This window comes from Vibrio fluminensis, from assembly GCF_015278125.1.
Lineage (GTDB): Bacteria > Pseudomonadota > Gammaproteobacteria > Enterobacterales > Vibrionaceae > Vibrio > Vibrio fluminensis.
Genome location: NZ_JADILO010000001.1, coordinates 165874 through 182375 on the forward strand (window position 1 = coordinate 165874; position 16502 = coordinate 182375).

The window sequence follows — 16502 nt, forward strand, 5'->3', positions numbered from 1 at the left end:
GAATTAAACGCTAGTAGGTGTGGAACAAGCCTTGATTGTAGTCCTCAACGGCTTGATTAATCTCTTCCATGCTGTTCATCACAAATGGACCGTAATGCACGACTGGCTCATCAATAGGTTCTCCACTAAACAGCAACGCCCCACTCTCTTGTTTGGCAACTAGCTCTAGCGCATCGCCTTGAGTTAACAGTGCCATCTGTCCCTGTTGAACTGCCTGACCACGAACATCGATCTCACCTCGATAGACATACAACATCGCATTGTGTTCTTGAATTAGCCCCAGACTGACTGTTTGAGTGCGATTGGCACGCCAATCTGCAATCGTAGCCGGCACGCCAGTTTTTTGTAGCGGTCCACTAATTGGGTTACCGTTAATCGTCAAACTGCCGGACAGTATACGGACCAAGCCGCTCTCTTCAGAGCCAACCTCAGCAATCGTTTCTGGTTGAAAGTCGTGATATTGCGCTGGCTGCATTTTGTCGCGAGCAGGCTGATTAATCCAAATCTGAACACCATGTAGCTCACCACCTTGCATGATTGGCATCTCACTGTGTATCACACCGCGTCCTGCAGCCATCCACTGTGCACCGCCACTACGCAGTTGACCAACATTCCCCATATGGTCTTCGTGTTGGAAGTGCCCTTGCAGCATATAAGTCAACGTTTCGATACCACGGTGTGGATGAGGAGGAAAGCCACCGACGTAATCGGCCTTATCATCAGACTTCAATTCATCCACCATCAGAAACGGCGAAAAAGCGCGATTATTAAAGCCTGCCACGCGGCGAATTTTTACTCCATCACCATCGGATGTTGGGGTCGATTTAATAATCTTATGAACTTCTCTCAGGTTTACATCAATTAAATGTCTGCTCATAACGTCACTCCTTTACACTGTATACATCCAGTCTATCGTGTTTCGTTATCCACAAACTCAGGTAAATTTGCTCAGGTCATTCGATAAATTCGAACAACTTATCGCTGTACCATATGATAGCGGCGAAAATGCTCTACCGCGCCAATGAGATTGGCGTCATTACCAAACTTCGCTGCTGCTAAATTAGGAATAATGTGACAATACGGCATCGCTCGCTGGTACTTTTCTAACTCGGAGTTAAGTAGAGGGATAAGTGCTGGCTGTTGGCTAATCGCCCCACCAAGAACAATCACTTCAGGGTCGACCGTATATTGTAAGTTAAACAATGCCGTCGCAAGATGGCCTATCCACTTAGTAACGACGTCAATTGCGACTTCATCACCGGCGTGATATCGCTCAAATACTTTTTTACCATCAAGCTTACTCTTGGGTAGTGCAAATGCTTGCGCAGCCTGATTGACCAATCCTCGGGTCGACGCAAGATTAGAGACAATTTGCGGAGTACCGTTATCAAAACCTAAAATGGTGTAGCCAAACTCTCCCGTATAAAGATGATGCCCTTTCACTAATTGACCATCAGTGATAAACGCACCTCCTACTCCAGAGCCGATCACGACTAAACAAAAATTTTGGGAGTTACGCAATTGACCCCAACGATATTCACACAAGGCTGCACAACATGCATCGTTCTCAACCTCGACAGGTAAATGATAACGCTCGGAAAATAGTGCTTTGACATTCACATCCAAAATATAGCGCAGTAAACTACCACCAAACACTAGCCCCTGGTCGACATCTACCGCACCACAAGCGCTAATTGCGATTCCTTCAACGGAATAACGTTGCTTTAATTGAACAAAAACGGGGTCAAACAACGCAAACCAGTCGTCGAAACTAGCGACTCGACTAGGTATCAAAAATCTCTCGGTAATGTGGGGAACAGTATTGTCTCCGGAGTGCTTTTCAATCACTGCACCTTTCACTTGGCTCCCACCAAAATCCAAAGCTATATAAGACATAGTCACCGCAACGAACGTTTTAATTAAAGCTACTGTGTTCAATTAGCGTGTTGGTTGCAACCCCCCAATTTCTATTCTGATAGCCAACGCTTTATAGCAACACTAATTCTTGGTGTTTTATCAGATAATCCAATCGAAACACGCTGGGTAATCGCTCTCACAAATGAGAATTTGTAGTCAGTAATCAATGATCTAAGACAGTTTTTCATCACAAATACTCGAGCAATACAATACATCTGTATCACTTTCGGAATGAAAACCCTCTCGAGATACACAATTTGATTAAAGCAACGACAAATTAATAACATTTTTGTGAAGTGTGCTTGTTATTGCTATTGACCCTATTTCATAAATCCCTACCATACCACCTAACCCTATGATGCAAGTTTCAAAGCGCACAACAAAACTCACTGTTCGCTTGTTAAACGACTAGACTGCATCTTTAGCTTCACCAACGGTAACTAGAGGCACTAACTATGGATCTCGACATATTTAATCCCTCTCGACACCTCAGGCGTGCAGTATTATTTTGGCTGAGCATGTTTTTGTCTGGTGCAACGCTAATCGTCGCCTATTTAACTATCAATACTGGTCGCGCGACATTTTTCCCTTTTGTAGAGCTGATTTTTGGCTTCTTTTCCGCTTATATCTGTTATGAGACTTATCGAGACAATGCCTCATCAACGTTGCGGAAAACCTACGTTTGGTCATTTATGCTGACCATTGCGAGTGGGGTATTTCTCCATCCAATCCAAAATGGTGTCTATGTATGGGCAAACCTATTCCCGGTAATGTGCTACCTAATTCTAGGGAAAACCTCGGCAAAGTTCGTTTCCCCATTAGGTTTAGCCATTATTATTTCGCTAATGATGGTACAGATAATAGAAAACCCGCTGAGTTCTCATGCCTATCTCATCGTTAATTTTGTATTAAGCTACCTCAGCATATGGGCAGCTGCACACATACTGGAAGTGAAGCGAATCAGCTCTGAAACGTCGTTGGGTAACATGGCATCACGCGATGCCTTAACTGGTGCCTATAATCGCCATGCTCTAATGCATAACTTTGAGCGTTATCGACAGGAAAGTAAAAAGCTGCCGATGTCGCTACTTATCTTAGATCTCGACTATTTCAAAAAGGTCAATGATAGGTATGGGCATGATGTTGGCGATAGAGTATTGGCACAAACAGCGGCATTACTCGATTCTTTCAGCGATGAGCACCTTGTCTATCGAATTGGCGGCGAAGAGTTTTGTATTGCTTTTCACAATACTCCGCTAAAGCAAGCGACGAGCAAAGCGGAAGCTATTCGTCAGGCGATTGAAGAGCATCAATTTCACGCCGAAGAAACCCCGATTCGCTTAACTGCGAGCATCGGTGTGTATGAATGCCATCATTTTCACACATTGGAAAGCGTACTCAAAAAAGCCGATAAAGAGTTGTATCGCGCGAAAAAGAGCGGACGCAATCAAGTTATGATGTCGAGGCCGACTGCCACTGTGAATGATGCGCTCTAATATCCGTCGGAATAAGTAAAGTCCCAACCAACATTTGTAAAAAATATTCGATAAAACGCTTAGAGCTCGCTCCGAATGGTGGCCTTGAGCTGATTACCTGTTTCATTGACCAAGCATCCCCACTTCTGCGATCTTAAATAATTAAAAACTTTACTCGCTTAACAGTTGGAAACTATCCTAATTGCTGTACACCAAAGAATATATCACTCTTATACGAGCGATTAGTTCGTAAAGTGCCGTGTGAGCTTATGAGTAAACACAATTATCAAATAAAAAAGAAAACGAAGAATAGATATGAACCAGTACGTAAATGAACCATCCAATTATCAGTTACTGATCAAAAACCTGCTTTTCTCTCCAGTCGCGTTTGACCCAAAACAAGAAATTGTTTACGCCAACCATCGCCGCCATAGCTATGAAACATTTCATAACCGTGTAAAGCAGTTTGCCAATGCGTTGACCAACATGGGGGTTAAGAAAGGTGACACCGTCGCAGTAATGGATTATGACTCACACCGCTATTTAGAGTGCTACTTTGCGATTCCTATGATTGGCGCGAAACTCCATATGATCAACGTGCGTTTATCTCCAGAGCAAATCCTTTACACAATTGACCATGCTGAAGATGACATCGTACTTATCCACGAAGAGTTTTTGCCAATTCTCGATCAAATCAAAGGCCGTGTAGACACGGTAACACGCTATGTCGTTCTACGTGATGGTGAAGGTTGTGAGTATGAAGCGTTACTTGAACAAGAACAACCTCATTTTGATTTCCCTGATTTTGATGAAAATACCGTTGCGACGACTTTCTATACCACAGGTACTACTGGCTTACCTAAGGGCGTATTCTTCACCCACCGCCAGCTTGTGCTGCATACCCTTGGTATTTTAAGTACTCTCGGTACCAATGCGGTACAAGGAAGATTGCACCAAGGCGATATCTACATGCCAATCACACCGATGTTCCATGTACACGCGTGGGGCTTACCATATATGGCAACCATGTTGGGTGTTAAGCAGGTTTACCCAGGTAAATACATACCTGATGTTTTGCTTAACCTTATCGATAAAGAGAAAGTGACCTTCTCCCACTGTGTGCCAACAATTCTGCACCTACTACTTAGTTCGCCTAAATCTCAAAACATCGACTTGTCACAATGGAAAGTGGTGATCGGTGGTGCTGCTTTACCTAAGGCGCTATGTAAATCTGCCCTCGAGCGAGGCATTGACGTATTTGCAGGTTACGGTATGAGTGAAACAGGTCCTATCCTATCTATTGTCCAGTTAAGTCCAGAACATTTGGAATTGGATATTGATCAGCAAGCTGAATATCGCTCTAAAACCGGTAAAAAAGTAGCAATGGTTGAAGCCCACATCGTGGACGAAGAGATGAATCAGCTTGAGCATGATGGCGAAACCAGTGGTGAAATTGTCGTGCGAGCGCCATGGCTGACGCCGAACTACTACAAAGACAACAAGAATTCCAAAGCGCTATGGCGTGGCGGCTATCTGCATACTGGTGATGTGGCGACTATCGATGGTGAGGGTTTTATCAAGATCACTGACCGTGTGAAAGATATGATTAAGATTTCCGGTGAATGGGTTAGCTCATTAGAGCTTGAAGACATCATCCACCAGCATAAAGCAGTATCAGAAGTGGCCGTGATCGGTATGCCGCACAACAAGTGGGGTGAAATACCATTGGCTCTGGTCGCACTAAAACCAGAGGTTCAGTTAGCAGAGAAAGAATTGCTAAGCTTTGCCAAAGACTTTATCAACAAGGGGATCCTTGCCCGAGAAGCACTACTTCTAAAAGTGAAGTTTGTCGACGAAATTGCTAAAACCAGCGTAGGAAAAGTAGATAAGAAAGAACTGCGCAGACTACACCTATAATCGGGTTCTTTGTACTTTTTCTTCCCGTCCCCTCCTCAAAAAATCAAGCAGCTCTTTAAGGGCTGCTTTTTATTATCTATTGTCATTAATCATCAAGTTGTGGAATTTCGTCGTTGGCTGAACTTTATCTTCGTCTTCACGTAAAGCAACGTATGGCAAACAAAAACTTAAGATTCGATGCATCAGATAAATCCTAAAAAATTGCTCCACAGCAAGTGGACAGCAAGAAAGCCAAATAACAAAGAAAAGCACTTCATTATTTCTAAAGTCGAGTTTAACGAAGAACAACTTGTCGTGGCTTGCGTTCTTGAAGCGATCATGTCGAAGAAAGAGTACTCGATAGATTGGCGCGATCTCAAAAACCAAGAAAATTGGCTTCAAGGATGGTGTTAAATTTCAAGCGATGGCGTTAGTTCGCTGTTCCGTAGTGTTAAGCAATTTCCAAAGATGAAAAGAGAGCCAATCCAAGGCTCTCTTTCCAGCTAAGTCATATTAAAACTGAGCGAGTTTTTGTTTGAATGTTTCAAATGAGCAGAAACCATTTTTGTCAGTTGGGCAATCCGACATTTCCAACGTGACATGCTGAGCCGGCGTTTCTAGGTTCAGTGGTACCAAATTGCGAATTTGGTCACTCGTTTGGTAAATATATTCTAGTCTTACTAACTCTTTGCCTTTAGGGCTTTGCCAGCGTTCAATGGCGATCTTGCCGCCAATTGGCGTATTCTCGAAAGTATCTGGTAAAACATAAGGTTTAACGTTTAATGCTGACAAGAGTGAAACAACGTTAGAGTCATGGCCGACTAATACGGTTAGCTCTTCATCACTGCCGGTTTTCATGGTTTTATCAACATAATCCAGCAGCGGCTTAGCAACATGTTTAGCTACTAAAGGAGCACCAAACAGCACCTCTCCATATTTATCTTTGATTTGCGCAAGCTCTAACCATTCTTTGTTATTTTTGATTTTACCCCACGCAACGTCATCCATAGGGTAACCATCATAATACTGTAAAATAAACGCATCAGAGATAATGGTACCTAAACGCAGTGGGCCATTAATACCCGGCTCTTTGTCTTTGTTAAATGACAATGTCGTTGGTATTTTTGATATATCACAGATACCCGTCTCTTTACACGCTTTCGAATCTTTATAATCAACGATTTTGTTTAACAGTTCATAGGCAGGCTTAAGCTCTTTGTTCATGCCAGCGATACCCGTTGGGCTCGCTTCTTCTTCCATCGCTTTTAAGCCAGCCTTTTGAAACGCTTCTGAACCATCACGAATTACCGGGCTAAATGTATAGTCCATGGTATCTAGTGCTTCTCGATTCTCTACTGGCAAGTTACAACCAGGGAAAGCGCCTGCGGCAAAAAACTCACCAGTGGCGATGGTACGTTGCTTACTATTGGTGTAAACCGTTACCTGTTCTGCTTTTGGACAAACATTCTTCTCAAACAACCCGTTTTGAACCAACCAATCTTTAATGTAATGACCAAAATAGGCCTCGAGCACCTGCCCTTTTGGTGTTAACCAACTGCCTTTAGTTTCCCAAGCAGGGAAAGCATACGCACTGGATTTACCCAGTGTGCTGTCACCCGTTGCTAGTGGTGCGCGCAGCCCGTGACGGCTGACTAGCACCACCTGTTCTAATGTGTAACCTTCAGGTGCTGGGTTATTGTTGCCAGCACTTTGTGCCATTACTGCGGTTGAACAGAGAGCAAGTAAAGTACCAAGCGCGACTTTGTTGAATTTCATAATGTGTTCCCATCTGGTGGATAATTGAATAACACGCCTCTACCACACCCTTTTAAAATCAAACATTCACGCCAGTGTTACATTTGGTTTCAATTAAAATGCGATAGAGCTTGCTTTATTTGCTTTTTATTCAAACATCCAGACAGACGAAAAAATTCAACTTAGATCACAGTTAACTCGATGCCAAAAGAGTGGCAAAAAACCTTTCACTTCAAATAATGTGAAACACTTCCGATGCTCAAATAACACCCAAAACCGCACGAAAAGCTTTCATTTTGGTGAAAATCATGGAAAAAAGTGAAAGACATAGTGAAGGCGTTTTACTGACAAGTATTTCACACTACACCTTGTGCGATGTCACAAAAATGACTGACACGAGAATAATCGCCTGTTTGAAGAGGGAAAATTTACCAAGCGACTGACAGTATTTCTGTAAATGTTGTGCTGTGCTGAAATGGTCGAACCATCATCTAGAGTAGTAAACGAGATTATGAAATTGTTCCCGACGTTCACTCTTTTAATCGGAAAAAGATTTAAGTAGACCAAAAATGCCGTGTATTTCGAGTCTACTTAGATAGCCGACGTACTATCTTGAATACATTGGATGGTCAGGGTTTAGTTGTAAAAGATCCCATAAGTTTCCATACAGATCTTCAAAGACCGCGACAGTTCCATAGTCTTGTTTAGCTGGCTCACGGACAAAATTTATACCCATTGATTTCATTCGTTCGAAATCACGCCAAAAATCATCCGTGTTCAAAAATAGAAACACTCGGCCACCTGATTGGTTTCCAATGAAATCATGTTGCTCAGGCTTGGAGGCTTTCGCAAGCAACAACGTAACACCATGAGAATTTGGCGGGGCAACGACAACCCAACGTTTGTCTTGCTCTGGCTGATAGGTATCTTCAATAAGTTCAAACTGCAGTTTGTTTACGTAAAAATCGATTGCTTCGTCATAGTCTCTAACAACCAGAGCGATATGCACAATGTTCTGTTTCATATTATTCCTTAGACAAAAGTTAAAGCGGTCTCGATAAATCAACAAACCTCAAAACACCTCAACTTCGACACGGTTGGCTAGACAATTAATAGCAACTCAATCAATCACCTGCCCAATCTAAGATACTGACTAGAGTATCAAACAGACACCAATATGAATAGGTTTGGAGTCGTGGATCCACGGGCTGACGAAAGGCAAGGAGCAAGAGGCAAACCATGAAACGTCTACTTTAGAAACGATTCGTATTGCTCTTAGCTTTTTATAACCATCGTTAATAGTGATTCAATTTGTTTCTATACATCACAATTAACGATAGATCGTGCATTCGTTAATTTATACCGATTCCACGCTACGACCAGTCGAGCAAAGTGGTATTAGTTTCAGTAGACACTGTTTCACCACACATTTCGTCGTAAAGATTGCGCTGCACAACACCGATGGATGCATAGTTCCTCTCTGCAAGTGAACTCCTAGCTTGTGCCAGACTTTGGAATTTGATGAAGGAGTCATCAGCTGCACGTAATACTCTTCTCGACTCTCCATCAATTTCTACTGCCAAATAATTACCGCCTTCAATTAACTCGAGTTCTAAATTCATACTAAGTTTCCTTATTTGTTTTAAAGGCTAAGTCAGCCGAATAAGGGTTAGTACGAAGTTAAAATGAGTTTGGGGTCAAACATTGAAGATGTTAGCGGAGCTGTTGCAAAGATAATAATATTAAAGCAATGAATGTTATTTGGTTATTGTGTCAGCATATGAGTAACCAAATAAAGCACTTGGGCGCGTATATCTAAAACTTAGGAGCTTATTAAGCCTGTCATGTCGATGACGCAGGAACGCGATAACAGCGCATTTATTCGTCGCTTATCTTACTGCTGTTACTGTAACCTCGATAAGTACATCACCTTCTAATGTAACACCAAGGCACGCGCGTTGAGGCCAATGTTCTGAATCCTTACCTAGCCACTCGCACCACAATTTATCCATCTCGGGTTTATCTTGCATGTTAGCGATAAAAACCTGTGCACTAACAATGCGGGTTTTATTCGACCCCAACTCAACAAGGTTTTGCTCTATCGTTTTTAACGTCAGTTTCGTTTGGCCAACAATGTCTAATGTCGTGTCTGAAGCGGTCGCTACAGTCCATACCAAATCTTTGTATGCAGATGATTTATTTCGGCCTTGATAAATGCCGCGCTTCCTTTCTATCATTTTCTTTTCCTAGCACTGTCGACAACACAAAACATCGACGTGTTTGCTAATGATAGCCACCTCATGTAACAGAAGGCTACTCTTCGTCAAACACCACGTTGTAATTTTCTGTGTAGGTGCAGTGCGGTTGGCGACTGCACGTGAAGAAACGGCGACCTTTGTAATCCCCTTGTGCGGCGGTTTTGATGTTCATTGGGCTGCCGCAACGTTTACAAAAACGGACTTCTTTGTCAGCTTCAATGAGGTCGATATGCGCAGCAAGCAAGCGGCGCAATTTACCCACTTGGTAGCTGTGTTTAACGGTCGTGCCAATTAGTGGGATACCTGCTGATTTGCACACATGCATTAGCAGTTTTTGCCGTTCAACTTTGCCTTTATTTAATGGCGTACCATCATCCAGCTCAATTGCAACACGTACTTCTAGGCTTCGTGGGTCGCAGACGACAAAATCAAAGTGGCTTTTTGCAATACGGTTATTAGCAATAAACCATGGCTTTTTATCTGTGGTTTTCGGTGTAATCACTTTAGTCATAGTCACTTTCGACATCACTACCCCTTGCTGACCAACCGCGGCCATCAAGGCATTGTAGAAAGCTGACTCTTTACTATTGAGTAACGGGCCTTTCTTCTTGTACGCACTGTCTTTCAGCGTATCTTGTTTTAGATAGCGCTGGTGAACAAAAAAATAAAATGCCACAAATATAATGACTAAAATTGCAACGTATTCCATTGCGAAACACACACCTTAAATTTCAAACTAATGGATTAATATTACCCGCAAACTGTTTTTCAACAAAGAGTTATCAATAAGTCGCTCTGATGTGAGCCGACTTAACGCCCCACCACCGCGCGTTTATAAGTACGTTCCGGTCGACCGACAGTGCCGTAATGTAAGTCCGCCACCAGCTCACCAGTACTAATCAAATACTCTAAATAGCGCCTTGCTGTTGTACGACTCGCCCCTATCTGGGCGCCTGCATCTTCTGCAGTAAGACTTATCGCCTGACTAAACAGTGCACGAATCTTATCTAAAGTCACACTATCAATGCCTTTGGGCAAGCGCATTTTGGGCGCTTCAGCGGCGTGAGACTGGAGCATCTTATCCACTAAACCTTGGTCTACATCACTGAGATTATTGAGTTGTAGTTTTTGCTCTTGGTACTTTTTCAGCGCCATTTCTAAACGCGTAAAGATAACCGGCTTAAGCAGATAGTCGACCACCCCGCCACGCATCGCTTGTTGCAATGTATCGACATCACGTGCAGCAGTGACCAGAATGACATCGCAACTATTCTTTTCACTTCGAATCGAGGCCAAGATGTCCAGACCACTGCCATCCGGCAAAAACACATCCAATATCACCAAATGAGGCCTTAAGATCTCGATCTGCAATAATGCATCGGCTTGCGTGGTAGCGATACCCACCACTTGATAACCATCTAGCTGCTCAATATAACGTTGATGAAGCTGAGCTATTTTTAAATCATCTTCGATGATCATGACATCGACTACAGCAGTCATTTATTTTCATCCTTTGGTAAATACACCGTGACTCTTGCTCCTGAGTCATCGTTATCAATCATTTCAATCTGCCCTTCGTAGCGGGCGACCAACTGTTGAATGAGGTAAAGGCCAACCCCGCGACCTTCTTTTGCTTTACTTGACACCCCCATTTCAACCAATTGCTCTATTTCGATATTTTGCGGTAAACCGACACCCTGATCGCTAACTTCAAGAATAATTTCGTTGCCGAAGTCCGTAAGTGACACATCAATTTGACGACGTTGCGGATCAATGAGGCCTTCATGCTCTATTGCCGTACGAATCGAATCAAACGCGTTATCAATCATATTGCCGAGAATAGTCACCACATCTTCAGCGTTAATCTTGTCTGGGAGAAACGACAAACGCGATCCATCTTCTAATTCAAGATTTAATCCTAGCTCTCGTGCACGTTCAGTTTTCCCCAATAACAAACCAGCAATGAGCGGTTCATTAATGGTTTCTCGCAAATTTTCCATCAAGCTTTGGTAATGCGCGGTTTCTTGGCCAATAAAGGTTTGCACCGCTTCTAATTCGCCCATCTGTACCATGCCACTGATCGTACTCAGCTTGTTGCGATGCTCGTGGGTCTGTGAGCGCAGCATCTCCGCATACTCTTTGGTTTTTGATAACTGCTCGGTGAGCTCGGTGAGTTCATCTCTTAAACGAAAACTCGTTACCGCGCCGACCACTTCATCATCAACCACGATTGCGCTGCGGTTAGCAATCAGCCTTTGACCGTTTAAATAGACGTTGATGTCTTTGTCGATACGAGGGTTGGTCAACAAATTGTGCAATTCGCTGTCCGGCAATACTTGTCGCAGTGGGCGGTTAAGACACAACTCTCTTTCCAATCCAAGAATTTGACAAGCGCTCTTATTAAGCGAACGCACCCTTCCCTGTGAGTCGATACCAATGATGCCCTCTTTTAAGGTCGCTAAGGTAACATCAAGCTCGACGTATAAACGGGCAATCTCTTCTGGCTCAAAACCAAGAATCGCTTTTTGAAACCGTCGCGCAGCGTAGTTTGAAACAATCGCGTTGGCCGCCAGTACCATCAGCGTCATCGCAAGTAAGTACGCCAAATAGGGCTCAATTCGGTCTTGTAAACGATCAATCAAATACCCTACTGACACCACGCCAATAATCTTGCCTTGGCTGTCAAAGATTGCGGTTTTGCCTCGTACAGAGTGACCAAGCGAGCCTTCAGCAAAGGAGACATAGGATTCACCTTTAACCAATGCACGGTTATTGTCTCCCCCTTTCATTGGCTTGCCGATGCGCGAGTCTACAGGATGCACCAAACGAATCCCTTGCTTATCACCAATAACAATAAACGCGGCACCGATTAGCTGGCTAAGATCGCGATACTTATCTTGATCAACCGTCCCACCTTGGCGAACAATCTGGATGACTTCAGGAGATTGAGCAAGAAAAGACGCCACGCCCATCGCTTTAAGGCCCATCTCTTGCTCTTGAGAGTGTTTAATATAGAGAAACCCTGCCGCAACTAGCACCAGCAGTTCAATCATGCCTGATAAAGTCATGATCACAAGCATACGCCTGCGAAAACTCATACCACTCCAGTTCATTCAATTTCCCTAATTAAGCTAACAAGCCATCTACAAATAAATCCGTTTAGCTATAGATTAACAGGCAGTTAACAACAAGTGCGCTAACTGGCGCGCAATTTTGTGTTTCATCTATCAATAAGTGTCACTATTCGGCGATAAGTTAGTCAATCAGGATAGTCTGTTTTTCACTTGTTATAGCTTACTTTGCTGAAATTGTTGATAAAAACAGCAAAAGCGTTACAAAAACCTCACTTATTTCGAGAGTTTTGGTTAATCATGTGCAAAGAGTTCGATTAGTTGTTATTGTATCCAAAACAATAACAATACTAAGCAGCCTTGAAAGACAAAAATTCCATAATAGAGTTTCACGAGCTGAATAAGTGGTACGGTGAGTTCCACGCGCTTAAAAACATCAATCTCTCGGTCAAAACTGGAGAAATCCTCGTCATATGTGGGCCATCGGGCTCAGGTAAATCGACTCTAATCCGTTGCATCAACCATCTGGAACAGTTTCAGCAAGGTTCGCTAAGTGTGTTTGAGCACCCCGTGGGCAGTAAACAAGTCCAGCCCGGTAAAGTGGGGATGGTATTCCAGCACTTTCATCTCTTTCCTCACTTAACGGTATTGGAAAACTTAACCCTTGCGCCACTGCGCACGCTTAAGCTTTCTAAGCAAGAGGCAGAACTACGCGCAATGAAATATCTAGAGCGCGTGAACATTGCCGAACAAGCCCACAAATACCCAATTCAGCTCTCTGGCGGGCAGCAGCAACGTGTCGCGATCGCTCGTTCACTCTGTATGGAACCTGATGTTTTACTGTTTGATGAGCCAACGTCAGCACTTGACCCTGAAATGATCAATGAAGTGTTAGATGTCATGGTAGAACTAGCACAAACTGGCATGACAATGGTGTGTGTCACCCATGAAATGGGTTTCGCTAAGAAGGTAGCCAATCGCGTAGTCTTTATGGACGAAGGCGAGATTGTCGAAATCGGCGAGCCAAATAGTCTATTTTCAGCGCCGCAACATAAACGTACCCAAGCATTTTTAAACCAAATATTGAGCTATTAATGATCTATCGAATTGTTAAGCCCGTCCTACAAGCCATACTTCAAATTGCGGTGATGATCGTCGCGATTGTCTGGCTATTGGATTCTGGTGCTAAAGCGATGGATTATCAGTGGCAATGGCATCGCGTACCCGACTTTATCGCCTTTTATGAAGATGGCGAGTGGTGGCCGGCAGAGCTGATTGAAGGTTTACTGATTACAATCCAAATATCAGCACTCGCCCTACTCTTTACTTTATTGTTTGGCTTACTCACAGCCATTCTTAGAATGAGCGAATCCCGTGTGGGTCGTTTCCTTGCCACCAGCTATGTTGAAGTCATTCGTAATACCCCACTTTTAGTACAAATCTACCTACTCTATTTTGTCTTTGGACCAGTAATAGGACTCGATAGATTTGCTACTGCCGTTTTAGCACTTGCTCTGTTCCAAGGCGCTTATACCGCAGAGATCCTGCGTGGTGGCTTACAAAGTATCCCACGAGGGCAATTTGAGGCGGCAAAAACCTTAGGGCTCTCTCCTTGGTACGCTTATAAAGATGTCATCTTGCCGCAAGTAATCCAACGCACGCTGCCACCACTGACCAACGAAGTGGTCTCTTTAATTAAGAACTCTTCTATCGTCAGTGTGATGGCGATATTCGACCTTACCACCGAGGCACGTAACATCGTGTCAGAAACCGCAATGCCATTTGAAATTTGGTTCACGGTAGCCGCGATATACCTCGTTTTAACCTTATCACTTTCTGCTCTGTCCGCGTGGTTGGAGCATAAATTAGGAGCCAGTTGGCGCAAATTATAAGGAGATAACCATGAAGTTATTCAAAGCATCTATAACGGCACTACTAGGACTTGCGCTTGCACTTCCGTCCTTTGCTAAAGCCGCTGATAGCACAACCCCAAATCTCGACACGATTAACGAACGTGGCACGCTGCGTGTTGGTATGTCGACGTTCGTTCCTTGGGCCATGCGTGACAAACAAGGTGAACTGATTGGCTTTGAAATTGACGTAGCCAAACAACTTGCCGCTGATTCAGGCTGGAAAGTGGAATTTGTCCCAACCGCGTGGGATGGCATTATTCCCGCCCTACTGGCGAAAAAATTCGATGTCATTATCGGCGGTATGTCGGTAACGCCAGAGCGTTCAAAGAGCGTGCTCTTCTCGACGCCTTACTCTCACTCAGGTGTTCAAATTGCCGCGAGCAAAGAACTTGCTGAGGGTTTTACCAAGTTCTCTGACTTTGACTCACGCCGCATCAAAATTGCAGCACGTCGCGGTGCTTACACCGTGCAAATCGCCCGTGAGACTTTCCCGAAAGCGAAGATCCTTCAATTTGATGATGAATCACAAGCGTTCCAAGAAGTACTAAACGGCAACGCTCACGCGGTTATCGCATCAAGCCCGAAACCTGAGCATGAATCCATCAAGCATGCAGATAAGCTATTCCTGCCGTTTGATGAGCGTCTATCACAAGGTAACGAAGCGTTTGCGGTTCGCCTTGATGAAGAAGACAAGAAAGACTTCTTTAACGCTTGGATTGAAAAGCGCACTCAAGATGGCTGGCTAAAAGAGCGTTACGAGTACTGGTTCTCAACACTAGATTGGCAAAACCAAGTCGCGCAAGGTCAATAATAGTAAACTGAATAAACCTGATTTTATTCGGAACAATTTTGTAGGAACAAATAGTGACAGAGCACTCTTCCACTCAGGGCGTAACAGCAACTAAGCCAACGTTGAAAAAGCGCATCCGCTTAAATAGGTTAGATATCGGTTTGATTATCGTGTCTATCGCCTTTGGCGCTTGGCTCTACTACCGCTCGTCGGTAGGAGTGAATTATAGCTGGCATTGGCAAGAGGCTCTCTCACTACTTTTTACCCCGCGCGCTGACGGCAGTCTACCCTATTTCTTTCAAGGTTTTATTGCCACGATTCGTTTAAGTGCTTGGGGTATCGCTTTCGCCCTAATCGTCGGTACTCTCTTGGGGCTCGCTAAGTTCTCCACATCATCTTGGCTAAACAAACCCGCCAACGCATTTATTCAACTGGTGCGTAATATTCCGCCTTTAGTCTTTGTCTTTATCTTTTACTTTTTCGTCTCTAATCAATTAATCCCTTTGCTTGGTTTGGAAGATCTTCTGCGTAATTACCCAAGTGAAACGAGCGCAGTTCAGGCGTTCTTTTTCGGTCCTGCCAATCTTTGGGAAAACCTACTCTCTGGCGTCTTGTGCGTTGGATTACTCTCTTCCGCTTATGTTGCCGAAGTGGTCCGTTCCGGGCTTGAAAGCATTGATAAAGGGCAATGGGAAGCGGCTGACTCATTAGGTATGTCTAGTTGGGTTAAATATCGCTTCGTCATTGCGCCGCAGGTACTCAAAGCCATCACTCCAGCTCTGGCAGGCCAAACGATCTCTTTGGTAAAAGACACTTCGATTGTCTCACTAATTTCTATTCAAGAGATGACCTTTGTTGGCACAGAGATCGCTAATTCGTCAGGCTACATTTTCGAAATCTGGCTTATCGTCGGTTTTGCCTACTTTATACTTTGCTTTGGTCTTTCGACTTTTTTCCGTCAATTGGAAAAACGCCATCAATCACGCTGATATTTTCTTATGCCGTGAGAATGACCATTTTAGCGAACAAAAAACGTTCAATTCTTTGATCTATCCCACAGGAAATAGCGGTTAAAAATCAAGCAACATCACAACTCTGTTCGTATAATTAAGATGATCTGGAGAAGTGTAGTTGCCAACACCTGCGTCAGATTAAAACCATTACAATGACGCTCAACGTCTAGGGGATTAGCCATGAAACGGGATGTTTATGGTATTTGTTTATCAAAGAATTTGCTGTCTAAAAACCTTTCAAGCACCTTTACTCATGTGCGCGCTTACTCTAAAACCGAGGTATTAGAAGATGCCTGCGTACGACACGCATTTCCACAAATGTCGGGTGAAGATCTGCTAACCTCTGTTCAAACCGACACGACACTGTTCTGGCGGGCAGAATTTGTCTGTCAAGCCAATAAGTAGCGTCATCCG

17 protein-coding genes are annotated in these 16502 nt (G+C 43.7%); 8 read left to right on the forward strand and 9 right to left on the reverse strand.

The genetic code is table 11. The features are described 5' to 3' along the window. Positions 1–10: 10 nt before the first annotated feature. Positions 11–877, reverse strand: coding sequence for a pirin family protein (locus IRQ95_RS00765; protein ID WP_194435111.1), 867 nt, complete (start codon positions 875–877; stop codon positions 11–13). Positions 878–975: 98 nt separating this feature from the next. After that, complete coding sequence (locus IRQ95_RS00770; RefSeq protein WP_194435112.1) at positions 976–1896, reverse strand: ROK family protein; 921 nt, start codon at positions 1894–1896, stop codon at positions 976–978. Positions 1897–2372: 476 nt separating this feature from the next. On the opposite strand from IRQ95_RS00770, the gene IRQ95_RS00775 reads away from it, so the two are divergent. The 3 genes from IRQ95_RS00775 to IRQ95_RS00785 all read left to right on the forward strand — a co-directional run bounded on the left by IRQ95_RS00775 (position 2373) and on the right by IRQ95_RS00785 (position 5702). After that, a complete protein-coding gene (locus IRQ95_RS00775; protein ID WP_194435113.1) occupies positions 2373–3413 on the forward strand; it encodes a GGDEF domain-containing protein in 1041 nt (346 codons plus the stop codon). Positions 3414–3707: 294 nt separating this feature from the next. Further along, positions 3708–5309: a long-chain fatty acid--CoA ligase gene (locus IRQ95_RS00780; RefSeq protein WP_194435114.1), complete on the forward strand. Its 1602-nt coding sequence runs from the start codon at positions 3708–3710 to the stop codon at positions 5307–5309. A gap of 177 nt (positions 5310–5486) precedes the next feature. Further along, entirely contained in the window at positions 5487–5702 is a 216-nt protein-coding gene (locus tag IRQ95_RS00785) for a TIGR02450 family Trp-rich protein (RefSeq protein WP_194435115.1), read from the forward strand. Positions 5703–5801: 99 nt separating this feature from the next. Here the strand turns inward: IRQ95_RS00785 and agp are convergent, their stop codons facing one another. The 7 genes from agp to IRQ95_RS00820 form a co-directional block, all read right to left on the reverse strand. Continuing rightward, a complete protein-coding gene (gene agp / locus IRQ95_RS00790; protein WP_194435116.1) occupies positions 5802–7064 on the reverse strand; it encodes a bifunctional glucose-1-phosphatase/inositol phosphatase in 1263 nt (420 codons plus the stop codon). A gap of 586 nt (positions 7065–7650) precedes the next feature. Beyond that, positions 7651–8067 carry a VOC family protein gene (locus tag IRQ95_RS00795; protein WP_194435117.1) on the reverse strand — a complete coding sequence of 139 codons (417 nt, stop codon included), beginning with the start codon at positions 8065–8067 and terminating at the stop codon, positions 7651–7653. Positions 8068–8416: 349 nt separating this feature from the next. Then, positions 8417–8665 (reverse strand): DUF6482 family protein, encoded by a 249-nt coding sequence (locus IRQ95_RS00800; protein ID WP_075649842.1) that lies wholly within the window; start codon positions 8663–8665, stop codon positions 8417–8419. Positions 8666–8932: 267 nt separating this feature from the next. After that, a complete protein-coding gene (locus IRQ95_RS00805) occupies positions 8933–9280 on the reverse strand; it encodes a RidA family protein (protein WP_194435118.1) in 348 nt (115 codons plus the stop codon). 76 nt (positions 9281–9356) lie between these two features. After that, complete coding sequence (locus IRQ95_RS00810) at positions 9357–10010, reverse strand: DUF2726 domain-containing protein (RefSeq protein WP_194435119.1); 654 nt, start codon at positions 10008–10010, stop codon at positions 9357–9359. Between the two features lie 101 nt (positions 10011–10111). After that, entirely contained in the window at positions 10112–10801 is a 690-nt protein-coding gene (locus IRQ95_RS00815; RefSeq protein WP_194435120.1) for a response regulator, read from the reverse strand. Continuing rightward, positions 10798–12414 (reverse strand): ATP-binding protein, encoded by a 1617-nt coding sequence (locus IRQ95_RS00820; protein ID WP_194435121.1) that lies wholly within the window; start codon positions 12412–12414, stop codon positions 10798–10800. Before IRQ95_RS00820 ends, IRQ95_RS00815 begins: the two co-directional genes overlap by 4 nt. Positions 12415–12732: 318 nt before the next feature. Here IRQ95_RS00820 and IRQ95_RS00825 point away from each other — a divergent pair, with 318 nt between their 5' ends. The 5 genes from IRQ95_RS00825 to IRQ95_RS00845 all read left to right on the forward strand — a co-directional run bounded on the left by IRQ95_RS00825 (position 12733) and on the right by IRQ95_RS00845 (position 16493). Next, positions 12733–13467: an amino acid ABC transporter ATP-binding protein gene (locus IRQ95_RS00825; RefSeq protein WP_228481037.1), complete on the forward strand. Its 735-nt coding sequence runs from the start codon at positions 12733–12735 to the stop codon at positions 13465–13467. Further along, positions 13467–14264 (forward strand): amino acid ABC transporter permease, encoded by a 798-nt coding sequence (locus tag IRQ95_RS00830; RefSeq protein ID WP_194435122.1) that lies wholly within the window; start codon positions 13467–13469, stop codon positions 14262–14264. The genes IRQ95_RS00825 and IRQ95_RS00830 overlap by 1 nt, the downstream gene beginning before the upstream one ends. Positions 14265–14274: 10 nt before the next feature. Beyond that, the gene (locus IRQ95_RS00835) at positions 14275–15096 is read left to right on the forward strand and encodes a transporter substrate-binding domain-containing protein (protein WP_194435123.1); all 822 of its coding nucleotides are present in this window, start codon (positions 14275–14277) and stop codon (positions 15094–15096) included. Between the two features lie 113 nt (positions 15097–15209). Continuing rightward, positions 15210–16064 (forward strand): amino acid ABC transporter permease, encoded by an 855-nt coding sequence (locus tag IRQ95_RS00840; protein WP_348541573.1) that lies wholly within the window; start codon positions 15210–15212, stop codon positions 16062–16064. A 204-nt stretch (positions 16065–16268) separates the two neighbouring features. Then, complete coding sequence (locus tag IRQ95_RS00845) at positions 16269–16493, forward strand: hypothetical protein (protein WP_194435125.1); 225 nt, start codon at positions 16269–16271, stop codon at positions 16491–16493. Positions 16494–16502 lie beyond the last annotated feature (9 nt).

Bases quoted from the DNA above. Each gene is read 5' to 3' on its own strand.
- IRQ95_RS00765 (WP_194435111.1), bottom strand. From the start codon at position 877: ATGAGCAGACATTTAATTGATGTAAACCTGAGAGAAGTTCATAAGATT.
- IRQ95_RS00770 (WP_194435112.1), bottom strand. From the start codon at position 1,896: ATGTCTTATATAGCTTTGGATTTTGGTGGGAGCCAAGTGAAAGGTGCA.
- IRQ95_RS00775 (WP_194435113.1), top strand. From the start codon at position 2,373: ATGGATCTCGACATATTTAATCCCTCTCGACACCTCAGGCGTGCAGTA.
- IRQ95_RS00780 (WP_194435114.1), top strand. From the start codon at position 3,708: ATGAACCAGTACGTAAATGAACCATCCAATTATCAGTTACTGATCAAA.
- IRQ95_RS00785 (WP_194435115.1), top strand. From the start codon at position 5,487: ATGCATCAGATAAATCCTAAAAAATTGCTCCACAGCAAGTGGACAGCA.
- agp (WP_194435116.1), bottom strand. From the start codon at position 7,064: ATGAAATTCAACAAAGTCGCGCTTGGTACTTTACTTGCTCTCTGTTCA.
- IRQ95_RS00795 (WP_194435117.1), bottom strand. From the start codon at position 8,067: ATGAAACAGAACATTGTGCATATCGCTCTGGTTGTTAGAGACTATGAC.
- IRQ95_RS00800 (WP_075649842.1), bottom strand. From the start codon at position 8,665: ATGAATTTAGAACTCGAGTTAATTGAAGGCGGTAATTATTTGGCAGTA.
- IRQ95_RS00805 (WP_194435118.1), bottom strand. From the start codon at position 9,280: ATGATAGAAAGGAAGCGCGGCATTTATCAAGGCCGAAATAAATCATCT.
- IRQ95_RS00810 (WP_194435119.1), bottom strand. From the start codon at position 10,010: ATGGAATACGTTGCAATTTTAGTCATTATATTTGTGGCATTTTATTTT.
- IRQ95_RS00815 (WP_194435120.1), bottom strand. From the start codon at position 10,801: ATGACTGCTGTAGTCGATGTCATGATCATCGAAGATGATTTAAAAATA.
- IRQ95_RS00820 (WP_194435121.1), bottom strand. From the start codon at position 12,414: ATGAACTGGAGTGGTATGAGTTTTCGCAGGCGTATGCTTGTGATCATG.
- IRQ95_RS00830 (WP_194435122.1), top strand. From the start codon at position 13,467: ATGATCTATCGAATTGTTAAGCCCGTCCTACAAGCCATACTTCAAATT.
- IRQ95_RS00835 (WP_194435123.1), top strand. From the start codon at position 14,275: ATGAAGTTATTCAAAGCATCTATAACGGCACTACTAGGACTTGCGCTT.
- IRQ95_RS00845 (WP_194435125.1), top strand. From the start codon at position 16,269: ATGAAACGGGATGTTTATGGTATTTGTTTATCAAAGAATTTGCTGTCT.